Annotated in this window: 17 protein-coding genes; 3 read left to right on the top strand and 14 right to left on the bottom strand. The window is 71.1% G+C overall.

The genetic code is table 11. From position 1 onward, the window contains the following. Window positions 1–191 precede the first annotated feature (191 nt). The 3 genes from ABD161_RS06275 to ABD161_RS06285 form a co-directional block, all read right to left on the bottom strand. Window positions 192–863: a hypothetical protein gene (locus ABD161_RS06275; RefSeq protein WP_344000732.1), complete on the bottom strand. Its 672-nt coding sequence runs from the start codon at window positions 861–863 to the stop codon at window positions 192–194. Between the two features lie 62 nt (window positions 864–925). After that, window positions 926–3175, bottom strand: a complete 2250-nt coding sequence (locus ABD161_RS06280) for a heavy metal translocating P-type ATPase (protein ID WP_344000734.1) — start codon at window positions 3173–3175, stop codon at window positions 926–928. Next, a complete protein-coding gene (locus ABD161_RS06285) occupies window positions 3172–3387 on the bottom strand; it encodes a cation transporter (protein WP_344000735.1) in 216 nt (71 codons plus the stop codon). The genes ABD161_RS06280 and ABD161_RS06285 overlap by 4 nt, the downstream gene beginning before the upstream one ends. A gap of 84 nt (window positions 3388–3471) precedes the next feature. On the opposite strand from ABD161_RS06285, the gene deoC reads away from it, so the two are divergent. Further along, window positions 3472–4209, top strand: a complete 738-nt coding sequence (gene deoC / locus ABD161_RS06290; RefSeq protein ID WP_344000737.1) for a deoxyribose-phosphate aldolase — start codon at window positions 3472–3474, stop codon at window positions 4207–4209. Window positions 4210–4700: 491 nt separating this feature from the next. On the opposite strand, the gene ABD161_RS06295 is transcribed toward deoC, so the two are convergent. Genes ABD161_RS06295 through ABD161_RS06315 form a run of 5 tightly spaced genes read right to left on the bottom strand, consistent with a single transcriptional unit; the run spans window position 4701 to window position 8163 of the window. Then, entirely contained in the window at window positions 4701–5666 is a 966-nt protein-coding gene (locus ABD161_RS06295) for a bifunctional riboflavin kinase/FAD synthetase (protein WP_344000739.1), read from the bottom strand. Then, complete coding sequence (locus ABD161_RS06300) at window positions 5663–6133, bottom strand: hypothetical protein (RefSeq protein WP_344000740.1); 471 nt, start codon at window positions 6131–6133, stop codon at window positions 5663–5665. The genes ABD161_RS06295 and ABD161_RS06300 overlap by 4 nt, the downstream gene beginning before the upstream one ends. Before the next feature lie 45 nt (window positions 6134–6178). Continuing rightward, window positions 6179–6547, bottom strand: a complete 369-nt coding sequence (locus ABD161_RS06305) for a hypothetical protein (protein WP_344000742.1) — start codon at window positions 6545–6547, stop codon at window positions 6179–6181. Next, a complete protein-coding gene (gene truB, locus ABD161_RS06310) occupies window positions 6544–7443 on the bottom strand; it encodes a tRNA pseudouridine(55) synthase TruB (RefSeq protein ID WP_344000745.1) in 900 nt (299 codons plus the stop codon). Before truB ends, ABD161_RS06305 begins: the two co-directional genes overlap by 4 nt. Before the next feature lie 42 nt (window positions 7444–7485). Further along, the gene (locus tag ABD161_RS06315; protein ID WP_344000747.1) at window positions 7486–8163 is read right to left on the bottom strand and encodes a hypothetical protein; all 678 of its coding nucleotides are present in this window, start codon (window positions 8161–8163) and stop codon (window positions 7486–7488) included. Between the two features lie 119 nt (window positions 8164–8282). On the opposite strand from ABD161_RS06315, the gene ABD161_RS06320 reads away from it, so the two are divergent. Together ABD161_RS06320 and ABD161_RS06325 are read left to right on the top strand one after the other, a co-directional pair. After that, window positions 8283–8714, top strand: coding sequence for a GNAT family N-acetyltransferase (locus tag ABD161_RS06320; protein ID WP_344000749.1), 432 nt, complete (start codon window positions 8283–8285; stop codon window positions 8712–8714). A gap of 41 nt (window positions 8715–8755) precedes the next feature. Further along, window positions 8756–9625, top strand: a complete 870-nt coding sequence (locus tag ABD161_RS06325) for an HhH-GPD family protein (RefSeq protein ID WP_344000750.1) — start codon at window positions 8756–8758, stop codon at window positions 9623–9625. 9 nt (window positions 9626–9634) lie between these two features. On the opposite strand, the gene rbfA is transcribed toward ABD161_RS06325, so the two are convergent. From rbfA to ABD161_RS06355, 6 genes are all read right to left on the bottom strand, one after another. Further along, window positions 9635–10075: a 30S ribosome-binding factor RbfA gene (gene rbfA / locus ABD161_RS06330; protein WP_135113829.1), complete on the bottom strand. Its 441-nt coding sequence runs from the start codon at window positions 10073–10075 to the stop codon at window positions 9635–9637. A gap of 115 nt (window positions 10076–10190) precedes the next feature. After that, complete coding sequence (gene infB / locus ABD161_RS06335; protein WP_344000752.1) at window positions 10191–12953, bottom strand: translation initiation factor IF-2; 2763 nt, start codon at window positions 12951–12953, stop codon at window positions 10191–10193. Window positions 12954–13012: 59 nt separating this feature from the next. After that, window positions 13013–13285 (bottom strand): YlxR family protein, encoded by a 273-nt coding sequence (locus tag ABD161_RS06340; RefSeq protein ID WP_135113831.1) that lies wholly within the window; start codon window positions 13283–13285, stop codon window positions 13013–13015. Window positions 13286–13639: 354 nt separating this feature from the next. Then, the gene (gene nusA / locus ABD161_RS06345) at window positions 13640–14629 is read right to left on the bottom strand and encodes a transcription termination factor NusA (protein WP_344000753.1); all 990 of its coding nucleotides are present in this window, start codon (window positions 14627–14629) and stop codon (window positions 13640–13642) included. Between the two features lie 14 nt (window positions 14630–14643). After that, window positions 14644–15621: an alanine:cation symporter family protein gene (locus ABD161_RS06350; protein WP_344000755.1), complete on the bottom strand. Its 978-nt coding sequence runs from the start codon at window positions 15619–15621 to the stop codon at window positions 14644–14646. A gap of 133 nt (window positions 15622–15754) precedes the next feature. Then, a complete protein-coding gene (locus ABD161_RS06355; RefSeq protein WP_344000757.1) occupies window positions 15755–20428 on the bottom strand; it encodes an ExeM/NucH family extracellular endonuclease in 4674 nt (1557 codons plus the stop codon). Window positions 20429–20517: the final 89 nt, after the last annotated feature.

The raw sequence follows: 20517 nt of genomic DNA on the forward strand, positions 1-20517 counted from the left end.
CGGTCAGACGGACGCGGTTCCCACCCGGGGCACGTGCACCGGCCTGCGAGAGGATCTCTCGGACGTCGATGGACGCGACGGGCGGTGGGAACCTGTGCGGCCAGTCTAGGGCATGCCCCGCCCCGGGACGACGCGCAATCGCCGATGCGCCTCGACGGAGGTGACGGGAGCGATGCGGCGGATGATCCGGATCAGCCGGGCAGGTGCGCGAGCATGTCGGCGACGGCCTCGTCGACGAGTGCCTCGTCGGCGTTCATCGCGTAGGTCGTGAGCATCATGTCGCCCCGCAGCACCACGCGCTCGAACTCGATCACGCCCTGCTGCTGCTCGCCCTGCCGCTCGCAGTCGACGGTGTCGCCGGTCGCGTCGCAGCCCGGGAAGTTCTGCGTCAGCACGTCGCGGACGAACTGCTTGTGCTGCGCGGGGACGATCGCGGCGTTCGAGACGAGGGCCGTCTCGCCCGGCGGCGTCCAGTAGCAGTTGAGGTTCGGCGCGCCCTGGATCACGTCGAGCAGGTCGACGACCTTCGAGCTCGGCACCTGAGACGCCTCCGCAGGGTTCAGCTGGCCGAACGCGTCGTACAGCCAGTCCTGCGTCTGCGCGGAGTAGGCCTGGCCGCAGTCGGCGGGAAGCCCTCCGGCACCGGCGGTCGCCGTCGGGGTCGGCGTGGCGGACGTGCTCGGCGCGGGGCTCGTGGGCGCGGTGCTCGGCTGCCCACTGGGGGCGGCGCTCGACGTCGGCTGCTCCGAGGCGGCCGGGCTCCCGGTCGGCCCCGGCGTCGGCTGGCATGCCGCGAGGCCGACGGTCGCCAGTGCGAGCGCGCCGATGACGGAGACACGGGCGGCGAGGCGGTGGGAGCGCATTGCCCCATCCTGCCTCACCGCCCGTGGTGTCGACAGCGCCGACCCGTCCCGGGCCCGTGCCGTCAGCGGAACGAGCGCAGGCGCAGGCTGTTCAGCACCACGAACACGCTCGAGAACGCCATCGCGGCTCCGGCGACCATCGGGGTGAGCAGGCCCAGCGCCGCGAGCGGGATCGCCGCGACGTTGTAGCCGAACGCCCAGAACAGGTTGCCGCGGATGATCGCGAGCACGCGGCGCGAGAGCCGCACGGCGTCCCCCGCCGCGGTGAGCGAGTCGCGTACAAGGGTGATGTCGCTGGCGTGCATCGCGGCGTCCGTGCCGCCGCCCATGGCGATGCCGAGGTCGGCGGTGGCGAGAGCCGCGGCGTCGTTCACGCCGTCTCCGACCATCGCGACGCGGCGTCCGCTCTCCTGCAGTCGCCGGATCTCGTCGACCTTCCCCTCGGGCGAGACCCCCGCGATGACGGTCTGGATTCCGACCTCGTCGGCCACCGCCCGCGCGACGCCCTCGCCGTCGCCGGTCAGCAGCACGACGTCGAGCCCGAGGTCGCGCAGGCCCGTGATGGCCTCGCGGCTGTCGTCCCGCACCGTGTCGCCGACGAGGATGGCCGCGCGCGCCGTGGGGCTCATCCCCGCGACCGAGGCCCAGCCGACGATCACCACGGTCGAGGCGGCGTCCCGCGCGACGGCGGCGAGGTCGTCCGGCACACGCGCACCGCGCGCGGCGGCGAGCTTCAGACCCCCGGCGAACGCATCGCGGCCGTCCACCGTTCCCGTCACCCCGTGCCCGGCGTGGTTGCGGAAGCCGGTCACGGCCGGCAGTTCGGCGCCGTCGTCGGCGGCCGCGACGATCGCGCGGGCGATCGGGTGCTCCGATCCCGACTCCAGCGCCGCGGCGATCCGCAGCACCTCGTCGCGGTCGGCGCCGCGCCCGAGCACAACGTCGTGGACGGTCATCCGCCCGCTCGTCACCGTGCCGGTCTTGTCGAGCACGACCGTGTCGATGCGTCCGGCGCTCTCGATCGCCTCGGGACCGGTGATCAGGATGCCACGCTGCGCGCCGCGCCCGGTGCCGACCAGGATCGCGACGGGTGTTGCGAGCCCGAGCGCACAGGGGCATGCGATGATCAGCACCGCGACGGCGGCGACGAAGCCCGCCTCGAGGCCCTGCCCCGCGATCAGCCAGCCGACGAGGGTGAGGACGGCGAGCCCGATCACGACGGGGACGAACACTCCGGAGATCCGGTCGGCGAGCCGCTGGATGCGCGACTTGCCCGCCTGCGCATCCTCGACGAGCGCGGCGATCCGGGCGAGACGCGTCTCGGCTCCGACCGCTGTCGCGCGGACGACCAGCCGACCGTCGGTCGCGATGGTGCCGCCCGTGACCGCCGCGCCTGGGCCCGCCGCGACAGGCACCGACTCGCCGGTCAGCATGCTGGCGTCGATCGCCGCCTCGCCTGCCTCCACGACACCATCCGTGGCGATCGTGCCGCCGGGGCGCACGACGAAGCGGTCACCGGGGTGCAGCCGCTCTACCGGGATCGTCTCCCCGTCGCGGCCGTCGGGCGCGGCGAGCACGACCTCGCGCGCGCCGAGGTCGATCAGCGACCGCAGGGCGGCGCCGGCGCGGCGCTTCGAACGCTGCTCGATGAAGCGTCCGAGCAGCAGGAACGTCGTGACGACCGCCGCGACCTCGAAGTACACGTGCATGCCGCCGGTGACCGTGACCCAGGCGCTCCAGAGCAGCGCCGCCATGGTGCCGAGCGTGATCAGGGTGTCCATCGTCGCGGCCCCGTGGCGCGCGTTGCGCAGCGTGGCGCGGTGGAACGGCCATCCCGCCCAGAGCACAACGGGCAGGCTGAGCGCGAGCATCGCCCACTGCCAGCCCGGGAACTGCAGCGGCATGATCATCGAGACCAGCAGGATCGGCACGCTCAGCACGGCGGCCACGATCAGTCGGGTGCGCAGCGGCGTCTCCCCCGCGACGTCCTCGACGTCGTGCACGTGACCCGAATGATCCTCGTGGCCCTCGTGATCCTCGTGCGCGCCGCCCTCGTGTGCGTGGTGCGCGACCGGGGCCGCGGCACGACGCACGGTGGCGTCGTAGCCCGCGGACTTGACGGCCTCGACCAGCGTCTCGTCGCCGATGCCTGCCGGCGCCTGAACCTTCGCCGACTCGGTCGCGAGGTTCACCGCCGCCTCAACGCCGGGAACGAGCTGCAGCCGCTTCTCGACGCGCGCGACGCAGCTTGCACAGGTCATCCCCTGGATGTCGAGGACGACGTCGCGCCGATCCTGCACCGTGCCGCTCATGACCGGCCTCCGAAGGTGTAGCCCGCCTCCGCGACGGCCGCGGCGACGTCCTCGTCCGCGATCGGGCCGGCCGACTCGACGGCGACCGTGCCCGCCTCGAGATCGACGTCTGCGGCCGTGACGGCGTCGAGCGACTGGATACCGGCGGCGACGGTCTGGGCGCAGTGCCCGCACGTCATGCCCTGGACGAGATAGGTGGTGGTGGTGCTCATGGTGCTTCCTTTCGTCGGTCCTGGACAAGAACCAGCATACCCCCCTGGGGTATTCCCGCAACGCCGGAGACGTAGGCTGGAGGCATGAGCATCGAGCTGACCGAGCGCGCCGTCGCCGCCACCATCGACCACGCGATCCTGAAGCCGGACTTCACCCGCGCCGACGTCGACCGCGAGCTCGACATCGCCGCCGAGTGGGGCGTGTTCAGCGTGTGCGTGCGCCCGTCCGACATCGCCTACGCCGTGCGCCGCCTCGACGGCACGGGCGTCGCGGTGGGCACCGTGATCGGCTTCCCGCACGGCACCACGTCGACGGCCGCGAAGGTCGCCGAGCTCCAGCGCGCGAAGGACGACGGCGCAACCGAGTTCGACATGGTCGTGCACATCGGCGCCCTGCGCTCGGGCGAGGATGATCTGGTCGCGGCCGACATCGCTGCGGTGGTCGAGGCTGCGGGGGGTCGCTCGTCCGAGGGCGGCTTCGTCACCAAGGTGATCCTCGAGACGAGCTACCTCGACCTCGAGCAGATCGCGCGCGGAAGCCGACTCACCGAGACGGCCGGCGCGACGTTCGTGAAGACCTCCACCGGTTTCGCGGGCGGCGGCGCCACGGTCGAGCACGTCACCCTGATGCGCGAGAGCGTCTCCCCCGCCGTCCAGGTGAAGGCCTCCGGCGGCGTGCGCGGCCTCGACTCGGCGATCGCCATGCTGGAGGCGGGCGCGACGCGCCTCGGCACCAGCGCGAGCGCCACGATCCTCGGCGAGCTGCGTGCCCGCGCCGAGGGCCGCGAGGGCACCGCCGCGGAGGACCGCAGCAGTTATTGATCGCTCACGCCTCCCGCATCCGCTCGGGCACCCGCTTCGCGGATGCCACTCGCGGCTGCGGACGCTGTCGCTTCGCTCCATCGAGGGCGTGAGGTGGCGGGCCATGGGCCCGAACGCTCGCGCTGGCGCGCTCGCACGGGGCCAGGGCCCGATCGCATAGCGGCGGCAGGTCGTCTCGACTCGCTTCGCTCGCTCGACAACCGGACTGCAACCCCGTGCGAACGAAGTGAGCGTGCCGCGGATGCGGCCCACCAGCGCGCCCGGATGGAGCGAAGCGACAGCCCATCGATCACGAGCCATGAAAGCCCTCACCGGAGCACCCCATGTGCGAACGAAGTGAGCGTGCCGCCGATGCGGCCCACCAGCGCGCCCGGACGGAGCGAAGCGACGTCACATCGAGCGCGAGCCCCGGCGCGGAGCGTCGGGGCGAGTGATCGATCCGCGCGCGGCCAGAAAAAAACCCGCGATCGATCAGCGCGCGGCCAAGAAATCTAAGTAGACGTCAGCACAAGCCGGGCGCGGGTGACGTCATCCGTCATCTGCTCGATGAGCTTGTCGACGCCTTCGAACGCCACCATGCCGCGGATGCGCGCGACGAATTCGATCTCGACCCGGCGGTCGTAGAGGTCGAGGTCGGTCTCGTCGAGGACGTACGCCTCGACCTGGCGCAGCTCGACGTCGTCGAACGTCGGGTTCGTGCCGATCGAGATCGCCGCGGGATAACGGACGCCGGATCGCAGCACTCCCTCGGGTGAGCGCTCTATGAGCCAGCCCGCGTAGACGCCGTCGGCGGGCACGTAGCCCTCGGCATCGGGCGACAGGTTGGCGGTGGGGAATCCCAGCTGGCGGCCGCGCTCGAGGCCGTGGACGACGTCGCCGGTCACGCTCGGGAAGCGCCCGAGCAGCTTCGCCGCGCGCTCGACGTCGCCCGCGTCCAGCAGCTCGCGGATCCAGGTGGACGACACCCGGCGGCCGTCGCCGGCGCTCACGACGTCGGCGACCTCCTCGACCTCGAACCCGAGATCCTCGCCCATCCGCTGCAGCAGAGCGACGTCGCCGGTCCCGCCGCGCCCGAACCGGAAGTCGCTGCCGACGAGCACGCGGCGCGCGTGCAGCCCGGCGACGATCACGCGTCGGACGAAGGCCTCCGGCTCCTCGGCGGCGAGCTCCTCGTCGAAGCGCAGCATGAGCGTGGCGTCGATTCCTGTGCGCCCGAGCAGGTCGATCTTCTGGTCGACCCCGACGAGGGGGCGGGGGCAGCGTTCGGGCGCGATGATGGCGAGCGGGTTGCGGTCGAACGTCACCGCGACGGTGCGCGCGTCGGTCGACGCGGCATCCACCAGCATCTTCTCGATCAGCGCGCGGTGCCCCGCGTGGACGCCGTCGAACTTGCCGATCGCGATCACGGTCTGGCCGAAGCCGGCCGGGATGTCCTCGACGTTCTCGAACAGGATCATCGGGTCGCCTCGACGAGGGCCGCATCACGCGCGGCCGGCCGGGCGACGCGGTGGGTGATCAGCCACCAGAGGCCGAAGAACGGCAGCACGAGCGGGATGAAGACGTATCCGATGCCGTACTGCGACCACACCGTCGGGTGCTGGAACAGTTCGGGAAGCACAATCGAGAGCGTGCCGATGGCAAGCACGCCGACGAGCTCGAACCCGATCGCGACCCACGCGACCGCGTACCAGCCCGAGCGGCGCGAGAACACCAGCGCGAGCGTGGCGAGCACGTAGACGACGGCGGACGCGGCCGAGAGGGAGTACGCGAGCGGCGCCTCGTGGAAGCGCTCGGCGATCTGGACGAACGAGCGCCCCGTGGCGGCGAGCGCCATGACGGCGTAGACGATGACGAGCACCCGGCCGATGCCGGTCATGCGGCGGGCTGGCGTGGGGTGCGAGGACGTTTCGACGGGCGCGATCATAGCGCTGTCCAGTCTAGGCGCGCCATCCCGGGCGCGAGCCGGGGGTCAGGCGACCTGGATGGTCCAGATCACCTGCATGCGCCACACCATCACTGCCACCGACAGCGCGACGATGCCCATGATCACGGTGCTCCAGCGGCTGCGCTCGATCAGCGCCCATCCGACGCCGGCGGCGGGAAGCAGCACGGCCGAGACGAGGTACGTCCAGAACTCCAGCACGCTGCCCGTGGGCGGGTTCCCGGCGAAGGGCGCCACGATCGCGACGACGACCTGGATGATCAGCAGCAGCTCGACGAGGGCGAGGGCCCCGACGGAGAGGTCGCTCGGGCGCCTGCCGGCGAGCCCGAGCACAACCCCCAGGAGCCCCGCAGCGACCGCCACGACGAGCTGGATGACGGTGAACCACAGGATCACGCCTGCACCTCCGGCATGTTCATTGCGCTCTTCAGCGCGGCGCCCCGCCGCTCGACGATGCCGACCAGCACGCCATCCGGGTCGATGGCGGCCGCGTTCTGCCCCTCGATACGCGCGGCCGCGCCCTCGAGCCGCTTTCCGTGGCGCAGGTCTCGGGCCTCGTCGGCCGTGACGTCGAGGCGCCCGAGGACGCGGGCGGCGACCTCGGCGGGGTCGAGCAGCGCCGGCTGGTCGGCGAGCGCCTCGAGGTCGTGCGCGTCGGCGAGAGCGAACGGGCCGATGCGCGTGCGTCGCAGCATCGTCAGGTGGCCGCCGACGCCGAGACCCGCTCCGAGGTCCCGCGCGAGCGCCCGGATGTACGTGCCGGACGAGCAGTCGACGGTCACATCCAGATCGATGGCGCCATCCCCCCGCCGCGTGCCGTGCACCTCGAACCTGTCGATCGTGACCTCGCGCGCCTTGAGCTCGACGTCCTGGCCCGAGCGGGCGAGGTCGTACGCGCGCTTGCCGTCGACCTTGATGGCCGAGAACGTGCTCGGCACCTGCGAGATCCGGCCCGTCAGAGCGGCCACTCCCGCGGCGATCCGCTCGTCCGTGACCGCGGTCAGCGCATCCGGATTGGCCGTCGAGACGACCTCTCCCTCCGCGTCGTCCGTCGTCGTCGCCGCGCCGAGCCAGATCGTCGCGGCGTAGGTCTTGTCGAGGCCGACGAGGTAGGTCAGCAGGCGGGTCGCGCCCTCGATGCCGAGCACGAGCAGCCCGGTGGCCATCGGGTCGAGCGTGCCGGCATGGCCGATCTTGCGGGTGCCGAACGCGCGGCGCGAGCGGGCGACCACGTCATGGCTGGTGATCCCGCCCGGCTTGTCGACGAGCAGGATGCCGGACGCGGGACGCATACCCTCCAGGGTACGTGCCCCGCGCCGCGGCGCCGATGCAGCTCAGCAGTGCTCGTACGGGACGGTGCCGAGGCTGTTGACAGAGATGAGATCGATGAACTCCCCGTCGGCGGCGACGTACATCGCGTTGCCGGCGGCATCGGCGTCGACCACCAGGTAGGGGTGACCCGCGATCGGCTGCTCACCCTCCATCGCGTCGGGATAGGCCGCGCGCACATCCGCGAACATGCTCTGCACCGTGATCCCCTCCGCGGTGGCAGGTCCGGCCGTCGCCACCTCGGGCAGCGCCGACACCGAGATGTCGGCGGTGACTCCGTCGTAGTTCCACGCGTACATCTCGACCCCGGCCTCCAGGGGCGCGCCGACGAACGCCGCGCAGCCCTCCGTGGCCCCGGCGTTGCTCGTGTCCCAGCCGAGCTCCTCCGCGAGCGCGACGGTCTCCTCCCACGGCATTCCGAGCTCGAACGGCCCGACGGCCTCCTCCGAGATGGTCCACGACTCGACGTCGCCCGGCTCCTGCGGCTGCTGCGATGGCTCGGTGGTCTCGGTCGGCGTCGGCTCCGTGCTCGGTGTCTCGACCGGAGCGCTGGTCTCGGGAGCGGGCGTCGACGTGGCCGTCGCTCCCGGGGCCTCGACCGGCGTGGAGCAGCCGGCGAGGGCCAGCAGACAGATCGCGCCGCCGAGGATCACGGCGGGGCGACGCGTGCGGATGTCGTTCATGGTTTCCCCCTTGGGTGGGCGTCACTTCGTGCGACGATGCTTCATCTGGTCTTGCTCCGCAACCCCTGCGCCCTTCACGCCGGGCCGTCACGGTTGCGTAACGCCCCTAGGCTGAATCGGTGCTCGAGTATCACTCCGCCCCGACCGCCGACCTGCCCGCCCTCACGCTCTACGCCATCCTGCGGCTGCGGGTCGACGTGTTCGTCGTCGAGCAGGAGTGCGCGTATCCCGAGCTCGACGGCCGCGACGTCGAGCCCACCGCGATCCAGTTCTGGGCGACCGACGGCACCGAGGTCGCCGCGACGCTGCGGCTGCTGTCCGACGGTCCGGATCGGCGGATCGGCCGCGTCGCCACGGCTGTCAGCGCACGCGGCAAGGGCGTCGCCGCCGAGCTTATGCGCCGCGCGCTCGACCTCTGCGAGGGTCAGACGGTGCGGCTTGACGCGCAGGCCCACCTCGCCGGCTGGTACGCCCGCTTCGGGTTCGCGACCGACGGACCGGAGTTCCTCGAGGACGGCATCCCGCACGTCCCGATGATCCGGACCGCCTGAGCTTCATCCGCTCGACAAGGGCGCCCGCCTACGCTGGAGGGATGCCCGCTCACCCGCTCGCCGCGCGCCTGATCCCCTGGTACGCGCGCGAGAAGCGCGACCTGCCGTGGCGGGCGCCGGGGTTCGGGGCGTGGGGTGTGCTCGTCAGCGAGTTCATGCTGCAGCAGACGCCTGTCTCCCGCGTCATCCCGCGGCTCGAGGCGTGGCTCGAGCGCTGGCCGACACCCGCAGCGCTTGCCGCGGATGCGCCGGCCGAGGCAGTGAAGCAGTGGGCGAACCTCGGCTACCCGCGGCGCGCGCTGTGGCTTCACCGCGCGGCGGCGGAGATCCGCGACCGGCACGACGGCGTTGTGCCGCGGGACGTCGACGCGCTGCTCGCGCTCACCGGCATCGGCGACTACACCGCGCGTGCCGTGGCGGCATTCGCGTACGGCGACCGCCACCCCGTTGTCGACACGAACACGCGCCGGGTTATCGCGCGCGCCGTGCACGGACGCGCCCAGCCCGCACCCCCGAGCCGGCGGGACCTCGACGACATGGCGGCGCTTCTGCCCGTCGCCGAAGCCGAGGCGGCGGTCGTCAACGCGGCGGCGATGGAGCTCGGCGCCGTGATCTGCACGGCCCGGTCACCGCGGTGCGACGAGTGCCCCGTGCAGGACCTGTGCGCCTGGCTGAACGCCGGACGGCCGGAGACCCCGGACCTGCGGCGCCGCCAGGCGAAGTACGAGGGAAGCGATCGCCAGGCCCGCGGCGCCGTCCTGCGCGCGCTGCGGGAGGGCGGAGCGCTCCCCCAGGAGGCGGTGCTGCCCGACTGGCCGGATGCGCTCCAGCGCGACCGGGCGATCCTGAGCCTGCTGGACGACGGCCTCGTGGAGGCCGAGGACGGCGTGCTTCACCTGCCGCGGAGCTGACGCCCCGCGTCAGTCCTCGTCGTCGTCGGCCTCGCGCGGCTTGACGTAGGGGTCCGCGTCGCCGGCGTACTGTGCCGCCGCGGCGATCCCCGCCACCGCCTCGTCGCGCTCGCGCGCCTGACGCAGCAGGTCGTCGAGGTGCCCGGCCGTCTCGGGAAGCGCATCCGGGATGAACTCCAGTGTGGGCGTCAGGCGCGTGTTGAGCTGGCGCCCCACCTCGGTGCGGAGCATCCCGGTCGCGGCCTTCAGCGCGGCTGCGCTCGACTCGCGCTCCTCGTCGGAGCCGTACACCGTGTAGAACACCGACGCGTGCTGCAGGTCGCCCGTCACGCGCACCTCGGTGATCGTCACGAAGCCGAGCCGCGGGTCGCGCAGTCCCTTGTCGAGCCGCTCCGCCAGGATCACCCGGATCCGGTCCGAGAGCCTCGCCTGTCGTTCGTGACCAGCCATGGTGTCCTCCTCCTACGTGCCCCCGTCGAGGACGAGGTGCGTTGCTTCGTAACGAAGTGGCCCCGGTGGGCGGCCGGGGCCACCCACCAGGGCCAGTTTCTCAGAGCCCGCTCCGTCAGGAGCGCGGCTTCTCGACCATCTCGGTCGTCTCGATCTCGTCGCCGATCTGGATGTCGTTGAACTTACCGAGGCCGATACCGGCCTCGTAGTCCGTGCGCACCTCGGTGACGTCGTCCTTGAAGCGACGCAGCGACTCGATCGCCAGGCCGTCGGCCACCACGACGCCGTCGCGGATGACCCGCGCCTTGGCGTTGCGGGTGATCGTGCCCGAGCGGACGATGACACCGGCGATGTTGCCGAACTTGGAGGAGCGGAAGACCTCGCGGATCTCCGCGACGCCCGACTGCTTCTCCTCGAACTCCGGCTTGAGCATGCCCTTGAGGGACTGCTCGACGTCGTCGATCGCGTTGTAGATGACCGAGTAGAACCGGATGTCCACGCCCTCACGGGACGCGGCCTCGCGGGCCTTCGCATCGGGACGGACGTTGAAGCCGATGACGATCGCGTTGTCGATCGTCGCCAGGTTCACATCCGACTCGGTGACGGCACCCACACCGCGGTGGATGATGCGCAGCTGGACGCTGTCGTCGACCTCGATCTTGAGCAGCGACTCCTCGAGCGCCTCGACGGCACCCGACACGTCGCCCTTGATGATGAGGTTGAGCGACTCGACCTTGCCCTCTTCGAGAGCGCGGGTGAAGTCCTCGAGCGACATGCGCTTGCGGGCCTTGGCCAGCTGGGCGTTGCGCTCGGCGGCCTCACGCTTCTCGGCGATCTGGCGGGCGGTGCGGTCCTCTTCGGTCACGATGAACGTGTCGCCGGCGCGCGGCACCGAGTTCAGACCCTGCACCTGCACGGGACGCGAAGGCCAGGCCTCCTCGACGTGGTCGCCGTTCTCGTCGATCATGGCGCGCACACGGCCGTAGGCAGTGCCCGCGACGATCGCGTCGCCGACGCGCAGCGTTCCCGACTGGATGAGCACCGTGGCAACCGAACCGCGGCCCTTGTCGAGCTTCGCCTCGATCGCGACACCGCGCGCGGCCTTGTTCGGGTTGGCCGTGAGGTCCAGACCCGCGTCGGCCGTGAGCAGCACGGCGTCGAGCAGGTCCTGGATGCCGGTGCCCTGGCGGGCCGACACGTCGACGAACATGACGTCGCCGCCGTACTCCTCGGCGACGAGGCCGTACTCGGTGAGCTGCTGACGCACCTTGGCGGGGTTCGCCTCCGGCTTGTCGACCTTGTTCACCGCGACGACGATCGGCACACCGGCGGCCTGGGCGTGGTTCAGCGCCTCGACCGTCTGCGGCATGATGCCGTCGTCAGCCGCGACCACGAGGATCGCGATGTCGGTCACCTGCGCACCACGGGCACGCATGGCGGTGAACGCCTCGTGACCCGGGGTGTCGATGAAGGTGATCGCGCGCTCGATCTCCTCGTGCTCCGTCCAGATCTGGTACGCACCGATGTGCTGGGTGATGCCACCGGCCTCACCCTCGACCACATTGGTCTTCCGGATCGCGTCGAGCAGTCGCGTCTTACCGTGATCGACGTGGCCCATGACGGTCACGACCGGCGGACGGATCTCGAGGTCGTCCTCGTCCTCATCCAGCAGCTCCTGCTCGAGGTCGAGACCGAAGCCCTCGAGGAGCTCCTTGTCCTCGTCCTCGGGCGAGACCATCTGGATCTTGTAGCCGAGCTCCTCGCCCAGCACCTCGAACGTTGCCTCGTCGAGCGACTCGGTCGCGGTCGCCATCTCACCCAGGTTGAACAGGATGGTGACGAGCGTTCCGGGCTGCACGACGTAGCCGCGCAGGGCCTCGAGCTTGTCGGCGAAGTCCGAGATGGACGCGCCGCGGCGGAGACGGATGACCTCGCCGTTGCCCTTCTGGACGTTGACGCCGCCGACGACGGGCGCCGACCGCATCTCGAATTCCTGGCGCTTCGCGCGACGCGACTTGCGCTGCTTCGACTTGCCGCCGCCCTTGCCGAACGCGCCGGCCGTGCCGCCGCGTCCGCGGCCACCGGGGCCGGGACGACCGGGGAAGCCGCCGCCGGGCGCGCCACCGGGCGCACCGCCGGGACGGAAGCCGCCGCCACCACCGGGACGACCGGGACCACCCGGACGCTGCTGGAACGGCGCGCCGGGACGACCGCCGCCGCCACCGGGACGACCCGGACGACCGGCGCCGCCGGGACCACCGGGGCGCGGGGCACCCGGACGGGGTGCACCGGGACGCGGCGGCTGGGGCTTCGGGATGTTGCCGGGCGACGGGCGCTGGCCCATGCCCTGCGCGGAAGCGAAGGGGTTGTTGCCGGGACGCGGGCCGGCGGGGCGCTGCCCCATGCCCTGCGCCGAGGCGAACGGGTTGTTGCCGGGACGCGGGCCACCGGGCTTGGGCGCGGGGCGCGGGCCACCGGGCTTGGGCGCGTCGGACGGCGCAGCCGCGGCCGGCTTCTCCGCCGCCGGGGTCGGAGCCGGAGCCGGGGTGGAAGCCGGGGCCGGAGCCGGAGCCGGCGCGGGCGCGGCAGGCGCCTGCTCGGCCTTGGGTGCCGCCGGCTTGGCCGGGGCGCCGGGCTTCGCGGAGGTCGCGCGGGCCGGACCGGGGCGACCGGCGGGCTTCGCCGGAGCCGCGGGCTTGTCGGCCGAGGGCTTCGCCCCATCGGCCTCGAAGGCGGCGCGCAGCTTGCGCGCGACCGGCGGCTCGATCGTCGACGACGGGCTCTTCACGAACTCGCCGAGCTCCTTGAGCTTCGCCAGGGCGACCTTGCTGTCGACGCCGATCTCCGCAGCGATCTCATGTACGCGTGGTTTTGCCACAATTCTCCTGTCTGGGCGGCCTGCCCCGGACAGGGCAGACCTCTAAAGGCGGACGGGTCTCATTTCGAGCCGTTCACTTTGTTTCCATAGCCGTTCAGCCATTCCTCGAAGGTCTGCGTGTCAAGCGGGCCCGACACACGCAATGCTCGTCCGAAGGCGCGGCGCCTGAGGGCGTTCTCCGCGCACTCGCGAGAGGGATGAAGCCACGCGCCCCGCCCGGGAGCCGCCTTCCGCTCATCGATGACAAGCTCGAGACCGCGCGAAACAACTCTGATCAGAGCGGTTCGGGGGGCACGCGTGCGACAGCCGACGCACGTCCGTACGGGTTCCATGTTACACCTCCCTTTCTGCTCGCTTCGCTCGCCGTCCCACACACTCGGGCACCCGCTTCGCGGATGTTCTCATAGCTCGCTCCGCTCGCGCGTCCCACGCGCTCGGGCACCCGCTTCGCGGATGCCACTCGGCGAGGCACACCACGTCGCTACGCTCCGCGGGAGGCAGCGCTTCGCGCTGCGGGGTCGCTTCGCTCCACGCTCGCTGCGCTCGCACAAGGGTAGAACCCGCGGACGTCACTACAGAGTCGCTCCGCGGGTCGCTGCGGTCGGACGACCCTGTCTCCACCCCGGTCGTTGAGCGGAGCGAAGCGGAGTCGAAACGGGCTGACCGAGCGAAGCGAGTCGAAGCCGTCAGGCCTCTTCGAGGATGCTGTCCGGCTGGATGTCGATCTTGGCGCCCGTGAGCTTCGCGGCGAGGCGGGCGTTCTGGCCCTCCTTGCCGATCGCGAGCGACAGCTGGTAGTCGGGCACCAGCGCACGCACGGCCTTGGTGTTCGCGTCGAGCACGAAGCTCGACGTGACCTTCGCCGGCGACAGCGCGTTGGCGACGAACTTCGCCAGCTCGGCATCGAAGTCGACGATGTCGATCTTCTCGCCGCTGAGCTCCTCGGTCACCGCGCGAACGCGACGGCCGAGCTCGCCGATGCACGCGCCCTTGGCGTTGATCGACGGGTCCTTGGCGATGACGGCGATCTTCGTGCGGTGACCGGCCTCGCGGGCGAGCGCCACGATCTCGACGAGACCGCCGGCGATCTCGGGCACCTCGAGCGCGAACAGCTTCCGGACGAGACCCGGGTGAGTGCGCGAGACAGTGATCTGCGGGCCCTTCGTCCCCTTCGAGACGCTCGTCACGTACACGCGCAGGCGCGAACCGTGGCGGTACTCCTCGCCCGGAACCTGCTCCTCGGGGGGCAGGATCGCCTCGACCGAGCCGAGGTCGACGTGGATCATGCGGGGGTTCGGCCCCTGCTGGATCACGCCGGCCACGATGTCGCCCTCCTTGCCGCGGAACTCGCCGAGCACCGCGTCGTCGGCGATGTCGCGCAGGCGCTGGCTGATGACCTGCTTCGCGGCGTAGGCCGCGATGCGACCGAAGTTCTCGGGAGTCGTCTCCTCCTCGCCGATCACCGCGCCCTCATCGTCATGGACGGGCAGGAAGATGCCGACGTGACCGGTCTTGCGGTCGAGCTGAGCGCGAGCGCCCTCGGGCACCTCGCCGCTCTGCGAAGTGTGCTTGCCGTATGCGGTCAGAATCGCCTGCTCGATGATCCGAACGAGTTCCTCGAACGGGATCTCCTTCTCGCGCTCGACCGTCCGCAGCAGCCCCAGATCGATATCCACAGCGACCTCCCTATTCAGCTCTCACCAGCGCACTTCCGCCGGTATCCCCCCGACATTACCGGACCCGATCCGGCGCACGCTGTGAGTCGCACGACGACGGATCCGGGTCCGGTGCGGATCACGAACCGCGCGTGTGCAGGTGGTCGCGATGCTTCTCCGACTGACGGCGGCGCGTGACGACGTCCAACGGACCGGTCACCGACAGCGAATCCTCCCAGCAGGTGATCCCCTTCACGTCGGGAAGCAGGTCTCGCGTGAAGACGGGGAACCTGGTTGAAGCCGAAGGCCTGCGTGAAGATCGACGCGAAGGCGCCCGGCAGCTGCTCGATGTTGACGACCGCGACGGCAAGCCCCAGCAGCAGATAGGCGAGCGCCATGACCGGGACGAGGACCTGCGTCACCTCCGCGATGCGCCGCACGCCGCCGAACACGACCAGCGCCGTCAGCGCGGCCGTCACCAGACCGATGATCAGCGGCAGCCACTCGCCGCCCACCCCTGTCATCGTCTCGATCGCGCTCGCAGAGGTGATCGCGATCGTGTTCGCCTGCAGCGCGCTGAACGCGAACGGGAAGCAGAAGATCAGGATGACAGCGAAGACGACGCCCATCCAGCGCGCACCGAGTCCCTTCGCCATGTAGTACGCGGGACCGCCCCGGAAGCCCTGGCTGTCGCGCACCTTGAACAGCTGGGCGAGGGAGGACTCCGCGAAGGCGGAGGCGGCGCCGATCGCGGCCATCAGCCACATCCAGAACACCGCCCCAGGGCCGCCGATCGCGATGGCCGTCGCGACGCCGGCGATGTTGCCGGTGCCGACGCGCGACGCGGCCGACATGGTGAACGCCTGGAACGACGACACCGACTGCGGCTTTCCGTCCGCGTCGCGCGGTGTCTTATCCGAGAGCGTCCGGAACATCTCCGGGAGGAGCCGGATCTGCACGACGCCGGAGCGGACCGTGAGGTACAGGCCAAGCGCGGCGACGATCGGCAGCACGATTCAGGTCCAGAGGTGATCGCCCCACGTCCCAAGCCACGTCTCGAGTTCTACCATCCCGACAGTCTGGCGGGACGGCGACGGCCCCGCCACTCCGGAGGAATGGCGGGGCCGTCGGCGCGGGCGGGTCGCGTCAGATCCTGACGCCCTCCGAGACCGCGGTGGCGGGCTCGTGGCCCTCGAGCGTGCCGGTCACCCGGACGGTGATCGTCTTGCCCTTGTACTTGCCGGTGAGGTGGAACTGCTCGCCGGTCGCTCCCGCGATCGGCTCGCCGTCGGCCAGCCACTGGAAGCTCAGCTCGGCGCCCTCGGTCCACTGGCCGGGATCGACGGTGAGCTTGGCGCCCGGCTTGATGCCCTGCTTGCCGGCCTCGATGACCGGGTCGCCCGCCTCGACGACCGGCGTCTCGGCGGCCTCCACCGTGAGCGGAGCGCGCACCGTGGTGCCGGACGGCGCAACGACGATCTCGAGCGTGTGCGCGCCCGGCGTCACCGTGGACGGGACCGTCACCGCACCCGACACGGCGCCGTTCGTCACCGGGAGGGTGCCGATCGCCGCACCGTCGAGGCGCACCTCGGCGGTGGTGTTCTGCGGTGCACCGAGCGAGGTGAGGTCGAGGCCGGCGACGGAGACCGTCGCCTCCTCGCCGGCGACGACCGACGTCGAGGTGCCGGCAGACACCGCGCCCTTCCGGGCGAACGACGGCGACAGCGGCGAGTTCTGGTCGAGGTAGTCGATCCACGCGTCGCGGTCGACGAGGCCCGAGTCGCGCGCACCCGTGCCCTCGGTGAAGACGCGGAAGTTGTCGCCGCCCGTCGCGAGGAACGAGAACGTGCCGACCGTGATCTCATCCTGCGGCTGGACGAGCTCGCCGTCGATGTAGATCGCCGAGACGTTCTCCCCCGGGGTCGCGTTCGGGTCGTTCGTCGTTGTCGTGTACGACACGTTGTCCGACAGGCCCAGCGCGAGGAACGGACGCGACGGGCGGTTGCCGTCCTTGTCCGTCTGCCACTGCTGCTCGAGCAGCTCGTCGAGCTGCTCACCCGTCAGGGTGACGGTCCAGAGGTTGTTCACGAAGGGCAGCACCGCGTTCGCCTCGGCGTACGTGATGACGCCGTCGGCGCCGTAGTACAGCTCGTTGCGCAGGCCGCCCGGGTTCACGACGCCGATCTCGGCGCCGCCGCGCGACTCGTCAGCGAGGCTGCTGCGCAGCGAGTCCGCCACGAGGTTGCCCAGGGCCGACTCGGCAGCGCGGTTGTCGCGCGAACCCCCGGTCCAGACGCCGTCGACGTACGAGCCACCCGCGAACGCCGTGGTGATGTCGCCGGTGACCGACGCGACCGGCTGGTCGCCGATCTCGGCCGCCTTGGCGAGGGCCGCATCCACGATCGCGTCGACCTCGGTCAGCACCGCGCTGGCGTCGATCTCGGCCTGGGTCGGCGCGGCGCCGCGCTGGACGTTCTCCACCGCGTAGTCGAGCACCTCGAAGGTCTGCGGGTCGACCGTGAACGACACGTGGCCGAGGAACTCGCCGTAGTTTCCGGTCTGGATGATCGGCCGGGTCTCGTCGGTGCCGGTGATCGGCGCGTCCCACGCGTACTGCTTGTGGGTGTGTCCGGTCAGGATGGCGGCGACGCGGGGGTCGGTCTCGGTCACGATCGAGACGAACGGACCGCCGGCGGCGATCTCCTCCTCGATCGTCGAGCCGTCGGGCGTGCCCGCTCCGGCGCCGTCGTGCACGAGGGCGACGACCAGGTCGGCCTCGCCGTTCGCCTCGTCGCCGTCGAGCAGCTTCTCGGTGACGCGGTTCAGCGCGGGCACCGGCGCCCCGAAGTCGAGGTCGGCGACGCCGGCCGGCGACACGAGCGTGCGCGTCTCCTGCGTCACGACGCCGACGAAGCCGATGTCGATGCCGTCGACCGTCACGATGTCGTACTCGTCGAGCGCGGGGGTCTCCGTGCCCTTCAGGTAGACGTTCGCGCCGAGGTCGCTGTACTCCGTGGCCGGGGCGACCCGGTCGACGAGGTCGGCGTAGCCCTGGTCGAACTCGTGGTTGCCCACGGCCGAGGCCTGCAGGCCGAGCGCGTTGAGCACGTCGATCGTCGGCTGGTCCTGCTGCACCGAGGAGGCGAACAGCGAGGCGCCGATGTTGTCGCCCGCGGAGACGAAGGCCGTCCCCTCCGGGTTCTGCGCCTTGAGGTCCTCGACGGTCTTGGCGAAGGCGAGCGTGTTGGCGTCGATCCGGCCGTGGAAGTCGTTGATGTTGACCAGATCGAGCTCCACCGGCGCCGAGGAGTCCGGCAGCTCGATGCCGACGATCTCCGGGCTGTGGTCGCTCGAGCGGAACACCGACTCGTCGTAGAGCAGCGTCGCGTTGTAGTTGTGACGGCTGTACTCGAAGCCGACCTGCTCCTGCGCGTTGATCTGCCAGACGTCGACGCCGGTGACCATCTCGAAGGCGGCCTGGTTCGCGAAGACGTGGTCGAGCGAGCCCTCCATGCCGTCGTAGCTGTAGGTCGCCTCGCCGCCGTTCAGCGCGATGTTGACATCCGTGTAGCCGGCCGCCTCGATCAGCTGCACCGGGTCCTCCATCGCGTAGGCGTTGAAGTCACCCGCGAGGAAGACCGCCTCGATGCCGGTCTCCGTCTGCAGCTGAGCCGTGAAGTCGACGAGCGCCTGCGCCTGGCCGACGCGGTCGGGGTTGGCGTTGCCCTGGCCCGTGCCGTCGTCGAAGCCCGATCCCTTCGACTTGAAGTGGTTCACCGAGACGAGGAACGCGTCCTCGTCGGCGGCCCCGGCGCCCTTGAACGCCTGGAACAGCGGCTCACGCGCGTTGTCGAAGTTCTCCTCGTCGATCAGGATGCGCGACTCGCCGACCAGCGAGACGTCGGCCGGCTTGTAGATGAAGGCCGTGCGGATGACGTCCTCCTGCGCGACGGCGGGACGCGTCGCGGGCGAGGGGACATACTCCCAGACATCCGCGCCGGCGTTCTCGTTCAGCGCATCCACCAGCGTCGCGACGGCGAAGTCGCGGTCCTTGCCGAAGTGCGCCGAGTTCTCGATCTCCTCGAGCGAGACGATCGAGGCGTCGAGCGCGTTGATCGCCTTGACGATCTTGATCTCCTGGCGCTCGAAGTCCTCGGGCTCGGCGGCGCCGCGCGGGCCGGTGTCGCCGCAGCTGTTCGCGGTGACGGGGTCGCCCGCCCGGTCGTTGTAGGTGGTGCAGGATCCGCCGAGCTGCGTCTCGTACTCCTCGACGGTGGTCGGGAAGTAGTTGAGCACGTTGAACGTGGCGAGACGGATATCGCCGCCCACGTCCTGGGGCTGCAGGTTCGGCGTGCGCTCGTCGCTGAAGGTGACGACATCCGTGCCGTCGCCCGTGACGGGCGTCGTGGGCTGGAAGGACCACGCGTTGAATCGGTACTCGAGCACAACCGGCTTGTGGAACGTCGCCGTCGAACCGATCCGCACCGGGTTGGTCGGCGTCAGGTACGGAAGCGGCTTCGCCTTGTTCGCCGTGCTGTTGTAGTTCGTGCTGGAGCCGTCATCGAGCGTGATGCGGCGCGCGTCGTTCTCGGCGACCACGGCGGCGAGGCCGGCGGTGTCGTCGGCGTCGGCGATCTCGGTCGGCGTCTTCAGCGCGCCCTCGCCGTGCGCGAGCACAAACGATCCGTAGTAGTTCGCGTCGTAATTGTCGGACACGGTGAAGGAGGAGGCGGGCTGGATGAGCTCGCCCTCGTGCGCCTCCTTCTTCGCCTCGGTGTCGAGGAGGGCCCAGTCGCTGAGCGGAGTCACGGTGCCGAGCGAAGCGGGAAGCACCGTCACGCCGCCCGCGGCGGGGGTGATCTCCGTCATTCCCTCGTGCTCGCTCACGACGCCGGTGACGCGCACGCTCTGGCCGATCTCGGCGCGGGCGTTGGCGCCGTAGATGAACAGGCCGTCCGACTTGCCGTCGGCGGGGTCGCCCGCGGGGTCCTGGATGTTGAAGCCGTTGAAGCCGCCGTCGCGGTAGTCGGCGGTGACGACGCCCTCGACCGTGACCGTCTGGCCGTTCACGGGGGAGGTGTCCCCCGCGCCCTGCACGTCGCGGATCGGCAGCACCGTCGCGGGGGCCGTCGGCGTCGGAGTCGGCGTCGGGGTGCCGGTGGGCTCGGGGTCGGGCGTGGTGCCGCCCGAGTTCTGCGGCGTCGGCGCGCCGACGACGAAGTCGGCCGCGTTGCTGTCGGTGTCGGCGCCGGCGGTGGCGCGCGCGGCGGCCGTGGAGTTGCTGAGCGCGGGGGTCGCGGCGGTCTCGAACGTGTTCGCCGTGCCGAAGCCCACCGCGTCGATCGCGCCGGCGTTGCCGGCGACATCCCCGGTGCCGCTGAAGCGGGCCGTCGTGGGCAGCAGGAGCACCTGGCCGTTGGTGCCGCCCATGTTCAGCGAGCCGACCTGATCCGGCGTCGGCAGGGCGGTGGTGCCACCGGTGCCCTTCGCCTGCTGGACGAGGAAGTACCCGCGGGCCGGGATGCTGCCGGTGAGCGCGGTCACGCCACCGGATCCGCCCGTCGCCGACCGGTACTCGAGCCCGAGACCGTCGAGCGCGATGGGCGCGTCGGTCGGGTTGAAGAGTTCGACGAAGTCGTGGGTGTACGTGGCGCCGCTGTTGCCGCCGCCGCCGTAGACCTCGTTGATCACGACGGCGGTGCCGCCGGGAGCGGCGAACGCCGCCGTGGGGACGAATGATGCGAGGCAGCCTGCCGCGAGAGCGGCGCTTGCCGTGGCCGCGACGCGTCGACGCGTCGTGGCCGGACCGAAAAGGGACATTCAGGTCTCCGGCTCGAGAGGGGGGTGGGTGGGGGGACGTCAGAGCATCAGGGAAACATGCTTCGGGCGACGTTCCGCGGGGTAGAACT

It is taken from the genome of Microbacterium paludicola (assembly GCF_039529675.1).
Classification (GTDB): Bacteria; Actinomycetota; Actinomycetes; order Actinomycetales; family Microbacteriaceae; genus Microbacterium; species Microbacterium paludicola.

Bases quoted from the DNA above. Each gene is read 5' to 3' on its own strand.
- ABD161_RS06275 (WP_344000732.1), bottom strand. From the start codon at position 863: ATGCGCTCCCACCGCCTCGCCGCCCGTGTCTCCGTCATCGGCGCGCTC.
- ABD161_RS06280 (WP_344000734.1), bottom strand. From the start codon at position 3,175: ATGAGCGGCACGGTGCAGGATCGGCGCGACGTCGTCCTCGACATCCAG.
- ABD161_RS06285 (WP_344000735.1), bottom strand. From the start codon at position 3,387: ATGAGCACCACCACCACCTATCTCGTCCAGGGCATGACGTGCGGGCAC.
- deoC (WP_344000737.1), top strand. From the start codon at position 3,472: ATGAGCATCGAGCTGACCGAGCGCGCCGTCGCCGCCACCATCGACCAC.
- ABD161_RS06295 (WP_344000739.1), bottom strand. From the start codon at position 5,666: ATGATCCTGTTCGAGAACGTCGAGGACATCCCGGCCGGCTTCGGCCAG.
- ABD161_RS06300 (WP_344000740.1), bottom strand. From the start codon at position 6,133: ATGATCGCGCCCGTCGAAACGTCCTCGCACCCCACGCCAGCCCGCCGC.
- truB (WP_344000745.1), bottom strand. From the start codon at position 7,443: ATGCGTCCCGCGTCCGGCATCCTGCTCGTCGACAAGCCGGGCGGGATC.
- ABD161_RS06315 (WP_344000747.1), bottom strand. From the start codon at position 8,163: ATGAACGACATCCGCACGCGTCGCCCCGCCGTGATCCTCGGCGGCGCG.
- ABD161_RS06325 (WP_344000750.1), top strand. From the start codon at position 8,756: ATGCCCGCTCACCCGCTCGCCGCGCGCCTGATCCCCTGGTACGCGCGC.
- rbfA (WP_135113829.1), bottom strand. From the start codon at position 10,075: ATGGCTGGTCACGAACGACAGGCGAGGCTCTCGGACCGGATCCGGGTG.
- ABD161_RS06340 (WP_135113831.1), bottom strand. From the start codon at position 13,285: ATGGAACCCGTACGGACGTGCGTCGGCTGTCGCACGCGTGCCCCCCGA.
- ABD161_RS06355 (WP_344000757.1), bottom strand. From the start codon at position 20,428: ATGTCCCTTTTCGGTCCGGCCACGACGCGTCGACGCGTCGCGGCCACG.